This is a genomic window from Rhizobium sp. LjRoot258, assembly GCF_964254185.1.
Taxonomy (GTDB): Bacteria; Pseudomonadota; Alphaproteobacteria; order Rhizobiales; family Rhizobiaceae; genus Rhizobium.
Map to the genome: position 1 here is coordinate 1 of NZ_CAXUST020000004.1, position 16,423 is coordinate 16,423.

A 16,423-nucleotide genomic window follows, 5' to 3' on the forward strand; every position below is an offset into this window, starting at 1 on the left:
GGAGGTCGACGAACTCTTGCGCGCCGAAGTCGAGCACCTTCTGGCGGTCGGCGGCGCGTCCGGTGCCGATGACATAGGCGCCGGCCTCACGCGCGAGCTGCGTCACCATCGAGCCGACTGCGCCGGCCGCTCCGTGCGCGATGACGCTCCGCCCCGCCTGAAGGCGGCCGTGCTGGAATAGTCCCTGCCACGCGGTCAGGCCCGAGATCGGCAGGCTGGCGCCCACCGTGAAGTCAACGTCACCCGGAAGCGGCGAAAGGTTGCGGGCCTCGATCGCGACAAACTCCGCCAGGGTGCCGTCGCGATGCCAGTCCGCGAGGCCGAACACGCGCTGCCCGACCGACAGCCCTGTCGTGCCATAGCCGAGTGCCGTGACCACTCCGGCCAGTTCGTGGCCGGGGATCGACGGTGTTCGGTCACGATCCCCGCGGTCGGCCCAGGTCGAAGGCCAGGCGAGCTCGGTCGGGACGAAGCCCGACGCATGAATCTCAACGACGACGTCGTTTATGGCTGCCTGTGGGTCGGGCCGCTCGACGAGCTTCATCCCGGCCATTCCAGCAGCCTGAGCCGTTACCACAATTGCCTTCATGATCATTGTCTCCTCAGTTCATTTTTCTCGGATGCGGCGACACCCGTCACTCGATCGGACATGGAACCTCTGCCAGGAACGTCAGATCAATCGGCGCAAGCGCCCTCTCAATCGCTAATCTGGCCTGTTCCCGGTCGAGAAACGCGGTGGCCTGAACGGGGAAGAATTGCAGAGTTTTCAGCCCCGTGGAGGCGAGCACGGCCGACAGATACGGTGTGAGAAAATCGGGCTGGTTCGCTTTTTCGCCAGTAAAGACGCCACCGGAAGCGATGCCGACGAACACCGGACGATCTCGGAGCATTCCCACCTTCCCTGCCGGCGTCGACATGAAAGTGCGACCGGCGCGAAGGATTTGATCGATCCAGGCCTTGAGGACAGACGGAACGGTGAGGTTGTGCATGGGGGTTCCGATCACGATCACATCGGCCGCCTCGACTTCCCGAATAAGCACCTCGGATAGATCAAGCGCGCCTTTCAGCGGGGCCGCCAACGTGGCCGGCGACGACAGGGTGGTCGCGTAGTCGGGCGCCGCATGGGGCAAAGGCGCGGGGGCGAAGTCACGCCGGGTGATGCTCGCGTCAGGTGTCGCCTTAAGGAGTTTTTTGACAATCGCACCCGAAAGCTGGCGGCTGTGCGATTCTGGACGCGGGCTGCAATCAATATGGAGGATGTTCATGCGAGCGATCTCAGCAACTTCACATCGCCAATCCCGGCGAGTTGTTTCAAGAACACTGCTTCAAGCGCTTTTCCCCTCTCGCGCTTGGCGGTTACCACGATTACCTTCATGGGAATTGTCTCCTCAGTCATGTGTTCTTTGGTGGAAACGTCGCCGGGCAGACGGCCCATTCGACACATCATGTCAGCGTCCATGCGCAGCTTCTAAAGCCTTGGAAGCAACAGGACACTGCTGCCGTTCTCTGCTTAGCGTTTGAGGACCGGATAGCCGTCAGTATAGATCCAGTCTGAGCCTTGCGCGGGAATGTGACAGGACTTACAGTCCGTCTTGTAGTCGGTGGATGTGGTCTTCCGCGGATTAGCCGCATCGAACCAGGACCAACCCCAGCCATCGCCCCAAAGTTTGTTCCCTGGAAATCGGCCGGTGCTGTCTTTCACCATGACGAACCAGCCAACGAGGGTGTCGGCATGACTTACGATTCCGGTTGTCATCTGACCAGTAGCTGCATGAAACACTTCCTTGACGAGAACGGCGCCGTCCGGAAAGTGACCGTCCTTGCGATATGCGGCGATGGCTCCGGGCGATGCATAGACCACGTGCAGATCCTTCGAGCCTGGACCGTCGTCTTTGGCCACTGCCCAGCTACCCAGCACCTGATAACTGGTCCGATAGTCGGAAGGCACGCGGAGATTTCCCTTATCGTCGACAACGGTCGCGGCTGTTCCGCTGTACTGTGAGCGCTTGTCCGTCTGCGCGTAGGCAGTGACGGTGCCGATCACGGACAACCCTACCAGGGCGACGCAAAAGGCGTTGGCGATTCTCATGGCAATGTTCCTTATATTGGCGAACCGGTCGCGTTCGTTGACCATCTCACTTGTCCAGCAGCGGATAGAACTGGCTCCAGACGCCGGCTTTCTTGGCGCTCGCGATGCGACAGAAGGCGCATTCGGATTTGGGCTGCAGCTTGGCTGCTGGTGTCTTCGATTCGTGGGAATTGACGTTGCAATCATCGCCGGCCTCCGCTGGCAGCGTAACGCCTAAAATCCTTGCCCGTAACGTCGGCGCCGCTCAACTTTTCGGCTAAAATGCCTCGCGGCGAGCCGACGTATGCCCATTTATTGGAATTCTTCGGGAAGATCAGATCTCCCGATTCGATATACTCGGGTAGATAACGTGCTGTCGTCGCCCGTCTGTAGTTGTACGTGGACTCGGCGAATGCGGCCGTTATAGCAACCGCGCTGACAATCGCTCCAGCGATCAGTAGGGCAATACGCATACCTTTTCTCCACGACAAGAGTGTTGTCCGTCTTGGGTTGCCCTCGATGCGATCCGCGACGAAGATCCTCAGTTTTCGCAGCGCTGGAGAAAGTTATCCAATAGATCGTATGTATGGTTTCCATAGCGATGGGGAATGTTGCCGCGACGTTGTTCACAAATCGTCGGTATCGGAGGTGCCGGCCAGCCGCATTGCTTTCGCCCGATCACCGGTTTTCGCGCGAGAAGATCTCGTAATGTCAACATCGGCCGCGCGGCAGGCGCCATGTGGCACGCGCTGGAGGCCTTGAACTCGCTTGCAGCGATCGCACGTGTGCGGACAACACCCCAATAACGTTCGGCTATCGACTCGATGGCAAGAGGTGATTTTCTTTTCTGCGCGTCGGAATCCAGTCTGCCGTTCGACGCCACACCGAAGAGCGACCGCAGTCCCACGCGGATCGCCTCGAATTGCGGACCAGGAGGTAGATATGCAGAATGCTGATGGGCGCGATTCAATCGGCCCCTGTTCGAACGCCGATCACGTTGTCGAGGTTCTTCCGCAAAACATTGTTGTACTGGCGGATGGTGCGGGCGTGGCAATCGGTGAAGGGCGCCTCTTTGCCGCCTCGGTCGGTCCCCTCGCGTGCGGCGGGACGCGCGGACCGGCGCCTGCGCTCCGGTCTGTCGACATCCCGGTGGTTGGCACCAACGGAGAGGTCTCAGGAATTCTACGCCGCGCCCTGCCCGGCGCGGAGTTCGGCGCCCTTTCGGCGTGCTTCGAACCGGCTCGGCACGGCTCCAGTGACGAAACTACAAAGTGCGTTGTGCATGATATGAATAATCTTCTGGCCGTGATCGATGGTGGCCTTCGCCTTCTGGAGCGCCAAAGCGATGCCGATGTCCGCAAGGCGATCTTTAGCCGTTTGCGTGGAGCGGTCGACAGAGGTGCGATTTTGACGCGAAGGCTACTGGACCGCGAGAGTCCTGCCCGTAGCAGCTACGCCGGCACGACACCGGCACAGCTGTCAGTCGCCGTCGAGGCCTTGCGTCCGTCGTTGAGCCCAGACACCCTGATGGAATTAGAGATTGAATCTGGCCTCTGGACGGTGAAAGCTGATCCCGATGAACTCTATTTTGCGTTGCTGAACTTGTGTCGCAACGCTGATGCTGCCACGCGTAAAGGCGGCGTAATTGTCGTCTCCGCCAAGAATGTGACCGCCCAATCGGATGCGTACGGTGGATTGGTCGCAATCACAGTCCGCGACAACGGCTACGGGATGACCGAAGAGGTCATGGGCCGCGTCTTCGAGCCGTATTTCACAACGAAGGACGTTGGCGTCGGAACGGGCCTTGGGCTCACCCAAGTTCGTGCGTTTGTCAAGCGCCGAGGGGGATGGATACAATTACAATCCGAGTTAGGCGTCGGAACCGCGATCCAGTTGATTTTCCCCCGTGTCCCCGAGGGGGAGACTGCTGGTCCAGTGGGAAAGCTGAACGGTGATGACAGTTGCTCGCATTCGGCTCCTTCGAGTATCGGCTATACCCCGTCGCGAGACGGAGGCGTCTTCCACCTGGTACCTTCAAGGCGGTAATAATCTTCAGAACCGGCACCTTGGACGACCGGTCGGCAGATGCAGAGAATGCCGAGACGGATGCTGCTCGCGAAAACAGATTCTCCCCGAGCTGCTCTAAATGTCGTTGAAGGCTCCTACCGGGCTTTGGCGTCTCTCCCCTCGCCGATGAAGCTGCGGATCCTCCCAAGATCCACCTCAGGCCGTCTCCATCCGACGGGAGACGGCCTTCTTTTTGTAAGGGCCGGACGCTTGAAATGCCGACGGCCGAGCGTCGGGACCAAATAAACTGGTGAGCAATGTCGATCGCATCAACAATACTTAGCGCTCGCGATGCTGAAGGAGGCCTTCGGCTTGATTGCTGTCACGCTCTCCGCAGCGGTTTTCTACGTCGATACTTGCACAGAGATCGCGGGCGCTGTTGCCGTTCTATATGTCGTCATCATGCTGCTCGCAGTTGCGGCCATTGACGTAACATGTGACGGTCCGGTCCATGGCGGCCATCGCAGGAGCCTGTCTCAAGCGGTACGAAAACTCGAGTATGGGGGCTGGGCGCGAACGTGCTCTTCGTGACAAGGTAGGCGATTATTGCCAGCATTGCCGCGGCAATCATTATCAATGGGCCGACGGCCGAGCCGTTGTCGTCAATTGCCCGCCCATCCCGACGCTCCATTCGTCGGATGCTTTTCGATCGCGGAACCGAGGGACAAGTTTCACAAAAGTCAGCGTCCAATACCTCCATGGTGGCATGATCGGGAACGTGCCCGGCCAGGTCGGTCGTGCGCCGAGGGTTGAATGCCGCGTGGCAGTCTGTCGTTGGCGCCAAGGTGAGTAACGCGCGCATAGCATTTTGCCCTGCTCAAGTTATCACCTCATGCGGTTACAATACGCCGGCCATCGCAGGTGAGGACACCTCGCTCACATGCCGCGCTGTCGTTTTCGATCGTCTGTAAGGCGCGCCGAACGCCCGGCATCCGCGCCCCCTCCGGCGCGCCGAGTTGCACCACGAAGCAGGTGCCAAGTGCGAGGATATGGATGAGTGTGGAAGCGGTTTTCATGGTCAGAATCCGGTCAGAGGCATTGAAGCGACCGTCGCTTCAATGCGCCTTTAGTTTCGTTGGGGGCTTCGACAAAGGGACTTAGGGAACGCGGTCTAGCACTCGCGGATAGCTCTGCGGCTCCAGCCCAGCTGCTTGTCGGCTGCCGGTGCAAGGAACACGCGGTGCGACGGCATCCCGATGACATTACGCATTGTTCCTCCATAGAGGCCGTGGCTAGTACGGAGCAGAATGCGCCTATTCGTTCCGCGAACCTATTCTACTTAGGCATTGTGATGCGATACCAACGTGTAAGACGACCGCGCCCAGTGGAGGAGGGATTCTAAGTCGAAGCAGTTCCGTCGTGAGCCTCAGCGCTTGCTTCGAGGTTGCCGGGACGCCTTCCGAAACAGCGCGAAAGGCACCCAAATGCGCTTCTGACGTGGCGCTTCGTCGATGTGAGTGTCAGGCCGCAGTCGTGACCAACGAAGGCGGAGCTCGTCGCGCGGCCCGGACGGTTGGATCCCGCGCGCGGACTTGCCCTATTCGCCCGACCAGGTCTTTCGGAGCGCGATCAGGAGCAGCACCGATCTGAAAGGCAAGGTCGCTATCGGTACAGGTGGCGCGTCGGAGATCGTGCTCGAAACGAGCGCAAGCACAGTGACCGAGCGCGATCTATCAAAACTATAACTGCCAGCTATTAGACAGTTTTGTGCGATCTATTCAAAGTTACCTCAGCTCTGAACCACTTGCTGCTTTCGCGGCATGCAGCGAAGTTGAGAGCGCCAACACGCAACGGAAAGAACACAAATCTCAAGGGGATTCTTTGATGGCAAACGCGCCGAAAACCAAGTCAAGTGTGCTGCCTACGGGTGGCGGGCAGGCTCTGCTTGATCCCTCCGATACGGCGATCCTGTTGCTCGATCATCAGTCGGGCCTGTTTCAAACGGTTAAGGATATCGCAATCGCAGATCTTCGGCGGAACGTCGAGATGATCGCAAGGCTGGCATCTCTGCTGAAGATTCCGTTGATTACGAGCGCATCCGAACCGAGCGGCCCGAACGGCCCTCTTATGCCCGAAATCCACGAGTATGCTACGCATGCGGTCTACGTACCACGCAAAGGCGAAGTCAACGCTTGGGATAACGAAGAGTTCGTCCAGACCGTACGATCAACCGGCAAGAAGACGTTGATTATGGGGGGGGTTTGGACCAGTGTCTGCGTAATGTTCCCGGCGCTCGACGCCAAGGCGGCTGGTTTCGACGTTTACGCGGTTATCGACGCCTCCGGTGATCCGAGTGAATTGGCATCGAGAACGACGCTGGCTCGTTTCGTCCAAGGCGGCGTTATCCCAACATCGACGAATGCGCTGTTGTCGGAGATGCACCGTACGTGGAAGCGTCCCGAGGCGGCGGAACTTGCGAAGCTCTATGGCATGGCTGCACCCAACTACGCCGCGGTCGCCGAAAGCTACCAGAAGGCCCAAGAAGTCATGAAGCAGTCGAAATAGTTACAGCGTTGGTCACGTGCCGGCTCGCATGACATGAGAAGCTTGGCATGCGGCAACCTTCAGAAAGGGTCGAGTGGAGTATCACCCATGAAAATCTACCTGCTTTCGCTCGGCGCCGGCCTGCTCGTTGGCGTTGTCTACAGCCTCTTGAACGTCCGCTCGCCGGCGCCGCCCGTGGTGGCGCTCGTTGGCCTTCTCGGCATTCTCGTCGGGGAGCAGGTCATTCCCTTTGCCAAGACCTTGATCAACAAAGATTCGGCGGCTGTCTCCTGGCTCCACCAGGTCAAGCCGCATATGTTCGGCCACCTGCCGAAGGGCGGCGCGCCCTCCGACGTCAATCCTTCTGAGAAGGTCTGATACCCGCTTTCGCCCGAGGACGAAGATTATGGAAAACGCGACAGCCGACATCATCCTTCACCAGGGCCTGATCACCACGCTCGATCGTTCCAATCCGGCGGCGAGCGCCGTCGCCGTCAAGGAGGGCAAGTTCCTCGCCGTCGGCGATGACCACGAGATCATGGCGCTCGCCGGCCCGGATACGAAGATCGTCGATCTCAAGGGCAAACGCGTGCTGCCGGGGCTGATCGACAACCATACCCACGTCGTCCGCGGTGGCCTGAACTTCAACATGGAGCTCAGATGGGACGGCGTGCGCTCGCTTGCCGACGCCATGAGCATGCTGAATCGGCAGGTAGCGATCACCCCGCCGCCGCAATGGGTGCGCGTGGTCGGTGGCTTCACCGAACACCAGTTCGCCGAAAAGCGCCTGCCGACCATCGAGGAGATCAACGCGATCGCCCCCGATACGCCGGTCTTCATCCTCCATCTTTATGACCGGGCCCTGCTCAATGCCGCCGCCCTGCGCGCCGTCGGCTACACCAAGGAGACGCCGGAGCCGCCCGGCGGCGAGATCACCCGCGATGCCAATGGCAATCCGACCGGCCTGCTGCTCGCAAAACCCAATGCCGGCATCCTCTATGCGACGCTCGCCAAGGGCCCGAAGCTGCCCTTCGATTACCAGGTCAACTCCACCCGCCATTTCATGCGCGAGCTGAATCGTCTCGGGATCACCGGCCTCATCGATGCCGGCGGCGGCTTCCAGAACTATCCCGATGACTATGCCGTCATCCAGAAGCTCGCCGACGAGGGACAGATGACGGTGCGGCTTGCCTACAACCTCTTCACCCAGAAACCGAAGGCCGAAAAGCAGGACTTCCTCAACTGGACCGCCTCGGTGAAGTACAAGCAGGGCGACGACTATTTCCGTCACAACGGTGCCGGGGAGATGCTGGTCTTCTCCGCCGCCGATTTTGAGGACTTCCGCCAGCCGCGCCCGGACATGCCGCCGGAGATGGAAGGCGAGCTGGAAGAGGTCGTGCGTGTGCTGGCCGAAAACCGCTGGCCCTGGCGGCTGCACGCCACCTATGACGAGACGATCAGCCGCGCCCTCGACGTCTTCGAGAAAGTCAACCAGGACATCCCGCTCGAGGGCCTGAACTGGTTCTTCGATCACGCCGAGACGATCTCCGAACAGTCGATCGATCGCATCGCGGCGCTTGGCGGCGGCATCGCCGTTCAACACCGCATGGCCTATCAGGGCGAATACTTCGTCGAGCGCTACGGCTTGGGCGCCGCCGAAGCCACCCCGCCCGTCGCCCGCATGCTGGAAAAAGGCATCAAGGTGTCAGCCGGCACGGACGCCACCCGCGTCGCCTCCTACAATCCCTGGGTCTCGCTCGCCTGGATGATTACCGGCAGGACGGTTGCCGGTATGCAGATCTATCCGCGCCGCAACTGCCTCGATCGCGAGACGGCGCTGCGCATGTGGACGGAAAACGTCACCTGGTTCTCCAACGAGGAGGGCAAGAAGGGCCGCATCGAGAAAGGCCAGTTCGCCGATCTGATCGTGCCGGACAAGGACTTCTTCGCCTGTTCCGAGGAGGAAATCTCCTTCCTCACCTCTGACTTCACCATGGTCGGCGGCAGAATCGTCTACGGCGCCGGCGACTTTGCCAAGCTTGACGAGAACCCCGTTCCGCCCGCCATGCCCGACTGGTCGCCGGTCAAAACCTTCAAGGGCTATGCCGCCTGGGGCGAGCCTGGTGCCGGAATGAACTCGCTGCACCGCCGGATGATCGCCTCCTGCGGCTGCGCCAACGACTGCAACGTCCACGGCCACGCCCATGCCTCCGCCTGGGCCTCGAAGCTGCCGGTGGCCGATCTCAAGAGTTTCTGGGGCGCCCTCGGCTGTGCCTGCTGGGCCGTTTGAGGAGAAACGAGATGTTCGCCCTGGAAGCGAAGCTTGCAAACCTTGTCCGCCCGATCTTCGGGGCGCCCCGGATGCGCTTTGTCGCATATCTCGGCCTCTGCGCCGCCTATCTGCAAGGCGGCCTCAACAAGCTGACGGATTTTCCGGGCGCAATCGGCGAAATGACCCATTTCGGGCTTTCGCCGGCGCCGCTCTTTGCCGTGCTCGTCATCATCCTGGAGCTTGCCGCCTCGGTGATGATCCTTGCAGGGTTCTTTCGCTGGCTCGGGGCCCTCGTGCTCGGGGCCTTCACGCTGCTCGCCACGTTTCTGGTGCTCCCCTTCTGGGAGCTGCCGGCAGGCATGGAGCGCTTCATGGCCGCCAATTCCTTCTTCGAGCATCTGGGTCTGGTCGGCGGATTCTTGCTCGTTGCGTGGCTCGATTTGAGGAAGCAATGACGTGAAGCTGAACCTACCGACCGCTCTGAGCTTCACCGGCGGCTATGTCGATACAGTCGGCTTTCTCGCCCTTAATGGCCTTCTCACCGCTCATGTTACGGCAACTTCGTGATGATCGGTGCAACCGTTGCCCATCACAGTTCACGCATTATCGCCAAGCTTCTGGCACTTGCCATCTTCTGGATTGCCATCATCTTCGTACGCCATGTCATGTTGATGATAACGGCCGCGCCCCGACGCACGTTGCTCTGGATGCTCGTTTTGGAATTCCTGTTCCCGGCTGTGGGGGATCGCGACAATTCACTTCGGTTTTTTTTGCCGATCCTGACGGTTGGCCGTTAATCTTCACCAGGATGCTGCTCGTCATCGCGATGGCGGTCCAGAATGCTGCTTATTGTATTCATCTGACCTCGGCACCGTCGTCGACGTTGATGACGGGAACGACGACCCAGATCATGATCGATGTTGCGGACCTGCTGCACGGCACGCCGACGGAGTCGAAAGACTCTATCGGCCACTTTTGGTCCGGCTTTTGATTGCCGTATGCGCCGTCGCACGTGGCTGCCGCTTCGCGGCAGCCTTCTACATTCAGTTTGGAACGTGGTGCTTTTTTGTACGGCCCCTACTGGCGGTGCCGGCCCTCAGTAGCCTCGCGTTGTGATGCTCCAGCCGGATGCCCAGACCACGACCACGGTTCGCGACTCATCGGGCACTCATGTATCGACTGTTCCAGGATATCTCGGATCGCACCGTCGCCCATCCAGGTGCGGACTCATAACGCAGCAACCAAACACAGCCGAATGGGTGCAAGCTGCACGAAGGCAGGGCAATTGGAGGCGAGGCTGTCATAGCGTGCGGCGACCCAACGACATCGCTTGATCCGATTGAAGAACCGTTCGACCCAGTTACGGGCGCGGTACGGATAAGGGCTGAAGCAGATTGGATCGCTGCGATTGCTTTTGACGGGATGTTGGCCCATGTGCTTTTTAATCCAATCGGCGTGATAACAAGGGTCTGCGGGCAGCTTTGACCCGGATATCAGACGAGGATTCGGCGCGAAGCGCTGTTCCATGGCATCGAAGCCGCATCTTCGGCCGCGTCGGACTTCTGGTGCACACCTACATGCCCGGTCCGCGCCGCGATTTTAACGGCTGCGTGTCGTTCAGGAGTTTGCCCGCGAGCCGATTGTTGTGGGCCTCGCCGGGACTCATCGCCCCCCGTACGTGAAGGCCATTGCTAGCCACGAGAGCATTAATCTTGCTGATCAATCCCCGTGACCTTTCCATAGACTGTCACTTGTTCCTGATGATGCGTGCCCCACGCTGATTGACGCGGACAATCGTGGCCTAGGCCCGAATGGCCAGCCAGCGGAGGCAATAACGATCGCCTATCGACTCGATTGCCAAAGGTGATTTCCCTCGCCGGCGTTGCAAGGTCATCCTCCAAAGCATCGACGTACCGAAACTTTCAGGGTCGCCACCGAGACGCGACGCCAGATTAAGAAGCCAGGAGGCTCGATATGCAAAGCAACGACGTAAACGCGGTCGCAGTGAATGGTAAAGAGGCCGCCTATTTCGGTGTGCCGTGGGAAGATGCCTACGGATACGCACAGGCAATCAAGGTTGGTGACACGATCCATGTCTCCGGCCAGTTCAGCCACGACCAGAAGGGAAACCTGATTGCGCCTGCTTCTCTCGATGAATCCGGCAAGCCGTCCGAGTTCACGATGCTGGAACAGCAGATGCGGGCGACCTACGCCAATGCGGTCAAGCTTTTGGCGCGCTTCGGGGCAACGCTGGACAACGTCGTTGAGGAGACGCTCTATGTCCTCGATGTCGACGCCGCATTCGCCGCCGCGGGCAAGGTGCGCAAGGAGGCCTACGGCACGGCGCGACCTCAGTGCGCCAGCAACTTGATCGGTGTGACGAGACTGGCCTTTCCCGAACAGCTCATCGAAATCACCTTCAAGGCTGTGCTGTCGGGAGCGAAGTGAAGGCGCGGTGATAAATTCCCGATGTTTGGAGCTATCGAAATCATGACACAACCTGAAACCGCGAGGGCAATTCCCGACATCCTGTTCGAGCCGAAGGATGCGCCTTCGCGGTGGTCGATCAGCAAGCCGGGACTTACTTTCGGCGTAGGATCGATTGACCGCTAAATGCTTCCGAACAACGTGATCCCACTGGCACGGTTTTCGGCATGGCGATCCTGGCGTCGACATCCGCCACAACGGTCTACGGCGGTCTCCTGATGCCCGCAACTCAGGCCGCGATTCCCGAAGTGGTCGCTATCGACTGCCGCAACATGAACATGTGGGAGCACGACGCTGCGCGCGGCGCAATCGAGGCGATCGGGCGACGCTGATCTTGGGATCGGTTGAAGGAAATATGCGTGACTCTTCCAATGCTGTCCGCTCGGGCGGTGGGGTATGAGGTAGACGTCGTCGGCGACGCCTGGTGGGGTCACTCCGGTCAGTCACGATCTGGCGATGCGGCGGTTCGAAGCGGCGGGAGAGCCGACGTCGTGGATCCAGGTCCTTCTGGAACTCCAGCGCGACTGGACCCGATACCTACGACGGGGCGCGGAGATCGTGGAGGGGGCGATACGGCATCGGCCGGCCTATGCACGAATATGATCAAGCCCGCGTAAGAATGCGCCGTTTATCCATTTGAGTTGTTCCTGCGCCAGTACCCCGGCTGCAGCCCATGCTCCGCAATAAAAGCGGCGTGAAAAACCTTAATCCTCGAAACCGCAAATCGGCGATCGGTAAGCGGAAGCTTGGATGTCGGCATCACCCCACTTGGCTTCCTCGAACATCAAGTCGGAACGATATTTGTGCGGAGCAACACCGGTGGTTTTTTTGGGGTCGCGCGGAATGATTGGCCGTTAGCTAACAGTAGCGGGCAACACGCCGGTTTCGATGGCAATGCGATTGCCCGCGAGGAGTTGTCGGAGAAATCCCTTTGGTCCTAAGACGTTTACAGTTCAGATCATGGTTACCCGACATAGTCGGGCGGGGCAGTAGTGGCGCCTATCTCGATCGAACATGGTCGCCAGAATCGTGCCGTCGCATTATTTCTACAGCCGGGTACCGACGTGACCATAGTCCGCCGCTATCTTGCTCACCCAGGGCATCGCGACCACGAACCGCTACATTCCGACGAACCTGAACATGAATCGCGTTGTTCCGGCAAGGAAGTCATGTCTCTCCGACAGGTCGTCGCGTCGTGGTGCCGATTGCACCGCCTTCATCGCGAGGCTGATCATGAGCGCTAAGCTCAATCATATCTATCAGCAGGCTCGGCCGCAGCCGCGTTCACGGAGCCCGTGTCCGTCGCGGCGGCGCGCCAGCCAGTCCCAACATTGCATCAATTGAGTATTTTCCAGCTCCCGTGACGTACAGTAGGAAAAAACCACCCATGAGGCTGATGTTCTTATAGAAGTTTATCTTGTTCATGAAGTACTCGTACTCCCCCGTCAGGGTCCAATAACGATGACCAATTAAACCGGCCACAAGGCAGAAGAGTGCGTACAACAACGCTAGTGGCCGTACACAGATGCCAAGTACCAGCCCGATGCCGCCAAAAAACTCGATCACCATTGCCAAACGCGCAAGGACGGATGGCAGGGGAGCGCCGACCGACATCATGTAGGCGACGGTTCCGGGATAGTCGGTGAGTTTGCCCCAACCGAATACGAGGAACAGCACGGCGAGAAATATACGAGCGATAAGCAGCGCTTCGTCTTTGATCCTCCCGGATCCTAAGTCAGTCATCGTGAACCTCCACATTTGTCAATGATAATGCAGTCGTTCCCGCGCATTCGTATGCATCACGCTTGTCATGTGGTCGCCTAGTGCGATGCGGGGATGCACGCGATGACCATGATCTCGAAGTCGAAAGCCCAGATTACGTCAACTGTGGGCCGTTGCCGAACGCCCCTTTTGCGAATGGACCAGGAGGCCTCATGCAGCGTCGCTGGATCGGTGTGGATCTCATAAAGAGCGCGCGGAGTCGCCGGGGAGATTGCGTTGCGCTTGGCCATTATCTCTACCCCTGATTTTGCGTTAGTGAGCACAGCCGTTCGTTAGCCGCCGCCATATAGATGAATTGTCTAATGTCGCCATGGGGCGGTCCAAAGCTGACGCTATTATGAATAAATAGCGGAATATCGCCAATAACTGGCATTTATGGTTTCGATAGCTCGGCGCTCGCTGCTGTGTTCGCGGTCGCAGACGCCGTCGCGATTGCTCTTCAAACCATAGTGGCCGAAGCTGAAGCCCGTGCAGAGGATTATCCTGCCTGCAAGGCGGACCTAAGAGCTGAACCGCTCCGGGCACTCGAAATAATTTCGTGCGACACTAAATTTCCCCGAGGGCTAATGCAAAACTGCTTGGTGACCTCGTCTCTCACGCGCTGGCCGGACATGCTTTTTTATTACTCCCAGAGGCGCGGTTTCTGTCATTGGCACATACCGGAGGCCAACTTCTGATCCATCTGGCCGGCACGCTCTCTATCGCATCTCGACCATCGGCATGGCAAACCAGCCCAATGCCCGCCGAGGCACGTTACGACCTCGTCCGGCTTCATCGGGGCGAGGAACGTCTGGACACGGCGCGCCGTCTCGCGCTCCTCGCCGGAGACTTCAGGGTGGCGATGCAGCTCGTGTCGGAAGTCGATGAGATCGACGATGTCCTGATTGGAAAGAAACATGTGATGCCGCCGGAGATAAACTGATGCCCAAGGGAAGGGCGGCTTTCACAAGCCGCCCTCGTCGTGAGTTCCTACTTCATGTGAACGAGCCGAAGGGCCAGCATATTGTCGGCCGGCTGGGGGATATCGACCGTATCCTTCATTGCCCAGACGACGACCTGTTGATGGAGTGGCAGGATGGCAACATCGTCCTGGATGATCTTGGCCGCTTCATCGATCATTGCGTTGCGCTTCGTCTGATCGAGTTCCTGACCGACCGCCTTCGTCAGCTCGTCGATGCGTGGATATGAGTAGCCGCCAACGTTCGCAAGACCGAGGCCGGTCGGCCCACGTGTGTTGAAGTTGATCGCTAGGCCTGTATGAGCGTCGTAGGTAGTCGGAGCCCAGCCCAGCAGGTAAAATCCTGTTTGGTTTGGTGAGAGCACGTCGGCAAAGAAGGTGGCTTGGGTGCGGGTGTCGACATCGACCTTGACGCCGACACGTGCAAGCATAGCGCTGACCGCGGTGCAGATTGCGGCATCGTTCACGTAACGGTCATTGGGGCAGTCCATCGTTACCTGGAAGCCATTGGGGTATCCGGCTTCGGTCAACAGTTCCTTGGCCTTAGCGAGATCCGGCGGCGGCCGCTTGTCGAGGACTCGATGTTGCGGGTGCCGACGCCCAATGAAGAAGATCGCCGTCGCATCGTCCGAGAGCGTAAAGTTCTGATGGAAGAGCGTATCCGACACAGCAACCGTATCAAGGGTCTGCTCTTCTCGCAGGGCATCACCGGCTACGATCCCCTGCGACGTGATCGACGTGAGCAGCTGGAGACCCTTCGTACGGGCGATGGACGGGCTCTGCCGCTACACATGAAGCGGCAGGTTCTGCGCGAGCTGGCCCGAATGGAGCTGCTGATCGGCCAGATCAAGGATGTCGAAGCGGAGCGTGACGACATGCGGAGGAACGGCAATCTGCTCGCGAAGTGGTGTTGCTGTCGAAGGTCGTCGGTATCGGGCCCGAGTTTGCTGCTGTTCTCTGGGGTGAGGGCTTGTTCCGGCGCTTCGACAATCGGCGCCAGGTCGCCGCGTATGCGGGGCTAGCGCCAATGCCTTGGCAGAGCGGATCGATTGACCGGGAACAAGGGATCGGGAAGTCCGGGAATCCTCGGCTTCGATCGACCCTGTTGGAAATGGCCTGGCTTTGGTTAAGGCACCAGCCAGCATCAACGCTCAGTCGTTGGTTCAATGAACGGGTCGCGCAAAATGGCGGCCGCTTCAAAAAGGTGATGATCACGGCACTGGCGCGCAAACTGGTTGTGGCGTTGTGGAAGTATGCCAAAGCGGGCGTCGTGATCGAGGGTGCGGTGGTCAGACCTTGACCGTTTAAGCGCATACCAATTCGGCACAGGCCTGATCAGCCTCGCCGGAACCAGGTGGACGACCGAATTGCGGCCTGGCTTCAAACGCCGTCATCGAGAATGGTCTCGTCCTCCTGAGCCCTGGCCGCCGCAGGCGGGGTTGTGGTGCGGCCGTTGGAACGGCGACCGGATATGAGGTTGATACGTGCAGGGCGCGGATCAAGGAACGGGCTCAGACCGCAGGTTCAAAAGGCGAACTCCGACGCGCCACCATTGCCGGCTCATGGTTGGAAGACCGTTGCCCAGCATCGTTCTCGCGAGACCGGTGTCCGGAAGCCGCCCCTTACGGCCTCTCTTCAGGCGGGTCTGACGCCAATCTGTCCTGATCCTGCAACGGCTTCGCCGAACTTCTTCCCCTGCGGCTCCGCCGCATTCCTCGCGAGACAACAAGTCCGGCTTTCGCCGTCCTGCGCTAGCGCTGCGGTCCCGTTGGGATGCAGTCGGCCCGATCGGCGCCTCACGACCGCTATCGAGGCCGCAAGGGGCGGCTTCGGCAACCCAGTCAGGAGAACGACAATGGCTACCATCGGAACCTTCCAACAATCCGGCAACGACTTCAGCGGCGAGATCGTCACTCTTTCCCTCCAGACCAAGAACGTCCGCATCGTTTCCGATACGCGCTCCAGCGGCGAAAACGCTCCCAGCCACCGCGTCTTCGTCGGCCGCATAGAAATCGGAGCCGCCTGGTCCAAGCAGTCCAACGAGGGCCGCAGCTACCTCGGTCTCAAACTTGACGATCCGAGCTTTACCGCTCCGCTCTACGCCAATCTGGTCGAAGACGAAGATGGCAAGGGCTTCAGTCTCATCTGGTCGCGTCCGAACCGCCGGTCTGGCGACTGACCGCTCTCGATGTGATGCCCCACAACTGGGGCGTCACGAAAACCCGCCACTCGCGGCTCGAAACAGCAGCTTGACGAGTGGCTTCTCCTATGAGGCCGCGATGGGCGCGGCTCGAGCAACAGAAAA

General features: G+C 59.5%; 19 protein-coding genes and 3 pseudogenes. 12 read left to right on the plus strand and 10 right to left on the minus strand.

Annotation, left to right across the window (positions count from 1 at the left end):
• From ACSQ9D_RS32925 to ACSQ9D_RS32945, 5 genes are all read right to left on the minus strand, one after another.
• Positions 1 to 589: NADP-dependent oxidoreductase (locus ACSQ9D_RS32925; RefSeq protein ID WP_436286183.1), on the minus strand; the 589-nt coding region annotated here is incomplete at its 3' end.
• A gap of 46 nt (positions 590 to 635) precedes the next feature.
• The gene (locus tag ACSQ9D_RS32930; RefSeq protein WP_436285979.1) at positions 636 to 1,265 is read right to left on the minus strand and encodes an FMN-dependent NADH-azoreductase; all 630 of its coding nucleotides are present in this window, start codon (positions 1,263 to 1,265) and stop codon (positions 636 to 638) included.
• A complete protein-coding gene (locus ACSQ9D_RS32935) occupies positions 1,262 to 1,459 on the minus strand; it encodes a hypothetical protein (protein WP_436285980.1) in 198 nt (65 codons plus the stop codon). The genes ACSQ9D_RS32930 and ACSQ9D_RS32935 overlap by 4 nt, the downstream gene beginning before the upstream one ends.
• Before the next feature lie 51 nt (positions 1,460 to 1,510).
• A complete protein-coding gene (locus ACSQ9D_RS32940; RefSeq protein WP_436285981.1) occupies positions 1,511 to 2,134 on the minus strand; it encodes a cytochrome P460 family protein in 624 nt (207 codons plus the stop codon).
• 137 nt (positions 2,135 to 2,271) lie between these two features.
• Positions 2,272 to 2,541 carry a hypothetical protein gene (locus ACSQ9D_RS32945; protein ID WP_436285982.1) on the minus strand — a complete coding sequence of 90 codons (270 nt, stop codon included), beginning with the start codon at positions 2,539 to 2,541 and terminating at the stop codon, positions 2,272 to 2,274.
• A gap of 469 nt (positions 2,542 to 3,010) precedes the next feature.
• On the opposite strand from ACSQ9D_RS32945, the gene ACSQ9D_RS32950 reads away from it, so the two are divergent.
• A complete protein-coding gene (locus ACSQ9D_RS32950; RefSeq protein WP_436285983.1) occupies positions 3,011 to 4,114 on the plus strand; it encodes a sensor histidine kinase in 1,104 nt (367 codons plus the stop codon).
• Between the two features lie 851 nt (positions 4,115 to 4,965).
• Here the strand turns inward: ACSQ9D_RS32950 and ACSQ9D_RS32955 are convergent.
• The gene (locus ACSQ9D_RS32955) at positions 4,966 to 5,151 is read right to left on the minus strand and encodes a hypothetical protein (protein WP_436285984.1); all 186 of its coding nucleotides are present in this window, start codon (positions 5,149 to 5,151) and stop codon (positions 4,966 to 4,968) included.
• An 808-nt stretch (positions 5,152 to 5,959) separates the two neighbouring features.
• Here ACSQ9D_RS32955 and ACSQ9D_RS32960 point away from each other — a divergent pair.
• From ACSQ9D_RS32960 to ACSQ9D_RS32985, 6 genes are all read left to right on the plus strand, one after another.
• Positions 5,960 to 6,640: an isochorismatase family protein gene (locus ACSQ9D_RS32960; RefSeq protein WP_436285985.1), complete on the plus strand. Its 681-nt coding sequence runs from the start codon at positions 5,960 to 5,962 to the stop codon at positions 6,638 to 6,640.
• Between the two features lie 87 nt (positions 6,641 to 6,727).
• Entirely contained in the window at positions 6,728 to 6,997 is a 270-nt protein-coding gene (locus ACSQ9D_RS32965) for a XapX domain-containing protein (protein ID WP_436285986.1), read from the plus strand.
• A 28-nt stretch (positions 6,998 to 7,025) separates the two neighbouring features.
• Complete coding sequence (locus ACSQ9D_RS32970) at positions 7,026 to 8,909, plus strand: amidohydrolase (RefSeq protein ID WP_436285987.1); 1,884 nt, start codon at positions 7,026 to 7,028, stop codon at positions 8,907 to 8,909.
• An 11-nt stretch (positions 8,910 to 8,920) separates the two neighbouring features.
• A complete protein-coding gene (locus ACSQ9D_RS32975) occupies positions 8,921 to 9,346 on the plus strand; it encodes a DoxX family protein (protein ID WP_436285988.1) in 426 nt (141 codons plus the stop codon).
• A 111-nt stretch (positions 9,347 to 9,457) separates the two neighbouring features.
• Positions 9,458 to 9,688 (plus strand): hypothetical protein, encoded by a 231-nt coding sequence (locus ACSQ9D_RS32980; protein ID WP_436285989.1) that lies wholly within the window; start codon positions 9,458 to 9,460, stop codon positions 9,686 to 9,688.
• A gap of 11 nt (positions 9,689 to 9,699) precedes the next feature.
• The gene (locus ACSQ9D_RS32985; protein ID WP_436285990.1) at positions 9,700 to 9,882 is read left to right on the plus strand and encodes a DUF1275 family protein; all 183 of its coding nucleotides are present in this window, start codon (positions 9,700 to 9,702) and stop codon (positions 9,880 to 9,882) included.
• A 226-nt stretch (positions 9,883 to 10,108) separates the two neighbouring features.
• On the opposite strand, the pseudogene ACSQ9D_RS32990 reads toward ACSQ9D_RS32985, so the two are convergent.
• Positions 10,109 to 10,689 (minus strand): annotated as a pseudogene (locus tag ACSQ9D_RS32990) (hypothetical protein); the annotation flags it as partial.
• 176 nt (positions 10,690 to 10,865) lie between these two features.
• On the opposite strand from ACSQ9D_RS32990, the gene ACSQ9D_RS32995 reads away from it, so the two are divergent.
• From ACSQ9D_RS32995 to ACSQ9D_RS33005, 3 genes are read left to right on the plus strand one after another with little or no spacing between them, the layout of a single operon-like run.
• Positions 10,866 to 11,339, plus strand: coding sequence for a Rid family hydrolase (locus tag ACSQ9D_RS32995; protein ID WP_436285991.1), 474 nt, complete (start codon positions 10,866 to 10,868; stop codon positions 11,337 to 11,339).
• A gap of 42 nt (positions 11,340 to 11,381) precedes the next feature.
• A complete protein-coding gene (locus ACSQ9D_RS33000) occupies positions 11,382 to 11,504 on the plus strand; it encodes a hypothetical protein (protein ID WP_436285992.1) in 123 nt (40 codons plus the stop codon).
• Between the two features lie 41 nt (positions 11,505 to 11,545).
• Positions 11,546 to 11,710, plus strand: coding sequence for a hypothetical protein (locus ACSQ9D_RS33005; RefSeq protein WP_436285993.1), 165 nt, complete (start codon positions 11,546 to 11,548; stop codon positions 11,708 to 11,710).
• 952 nt (positions 11,711 to 12,662) lie between these two features.
• Here ACSQ9D_RS33005 and ACSQ9D_RS33010 read toward each other — a convergent pair.
• The 3 genes and pseudogenes from ACSQ9D_RS33010 to ACSQ9D_RS33020 form a co-directional block, all read right to left on the minus strand.
• Positions 12,663 to 13,121 (minus strand): DoxX family protein, encoded by a 459-nt coding sequence (locus ACSQ9D_RS33010; protein WP_436285994.1) that lies wholly within the window; start codon positions 13,119 to 13,121, stop codon positions 12,663 to 12,665.
• Between the two features lie 775 nt (positions 13,122 to 13,896).
• Positions 13,897 to 14,058: pseudogene (locus ACSQ9D_RS33015) on the minus strand (amidohydrolase); the annotation flags it as partial.
• A gap of 71 nt (positions 14,059 to 14,129) precedes the next feature.
• On the minus strand, positions 14,130 to 14,786 hold the full coding sequence (locus ACSQ9D_RS33020; protein ID WP_436286184.1) for an ABC transporter substrate-binding protein: 657 nt from the start codon (positions 14,784 to 14,786) through the stop codon (positions 14,130 to 14,132).
• Between ACSQ9D_RS33020 and ACSQ9D_RS33025 the strand changes: the two are divergent.
• Positions 14,697 to 15,418 (plus strand): annotated as a pseudogene (locus tag ACSQ9D_RS33025) (IS110 family transposase); the annotation flags it as partial. The gene ACSQ9D_RS33020 and the pseudogene ACSQ9D_RS33025 sit on opposite strands and share 90 nt — an antisense overlap.
• A 555-nt stretch (positions 15,419 to 15,973) precedes the next feature.
• Positions 15,974 to 16,297: a DUF736 domain-containing protein gene (locus ACSQ9D_RS33030; protein WP_037125231.1), complete on the plus strand. Its 324-nt coding sequence runs from the start codon at positions 15,974 to 15,976 to the stop codon at positions 16,295 to 16,297.
• Positions 16,298 to 16,423 lie beyond the last annotated feature (126 nt).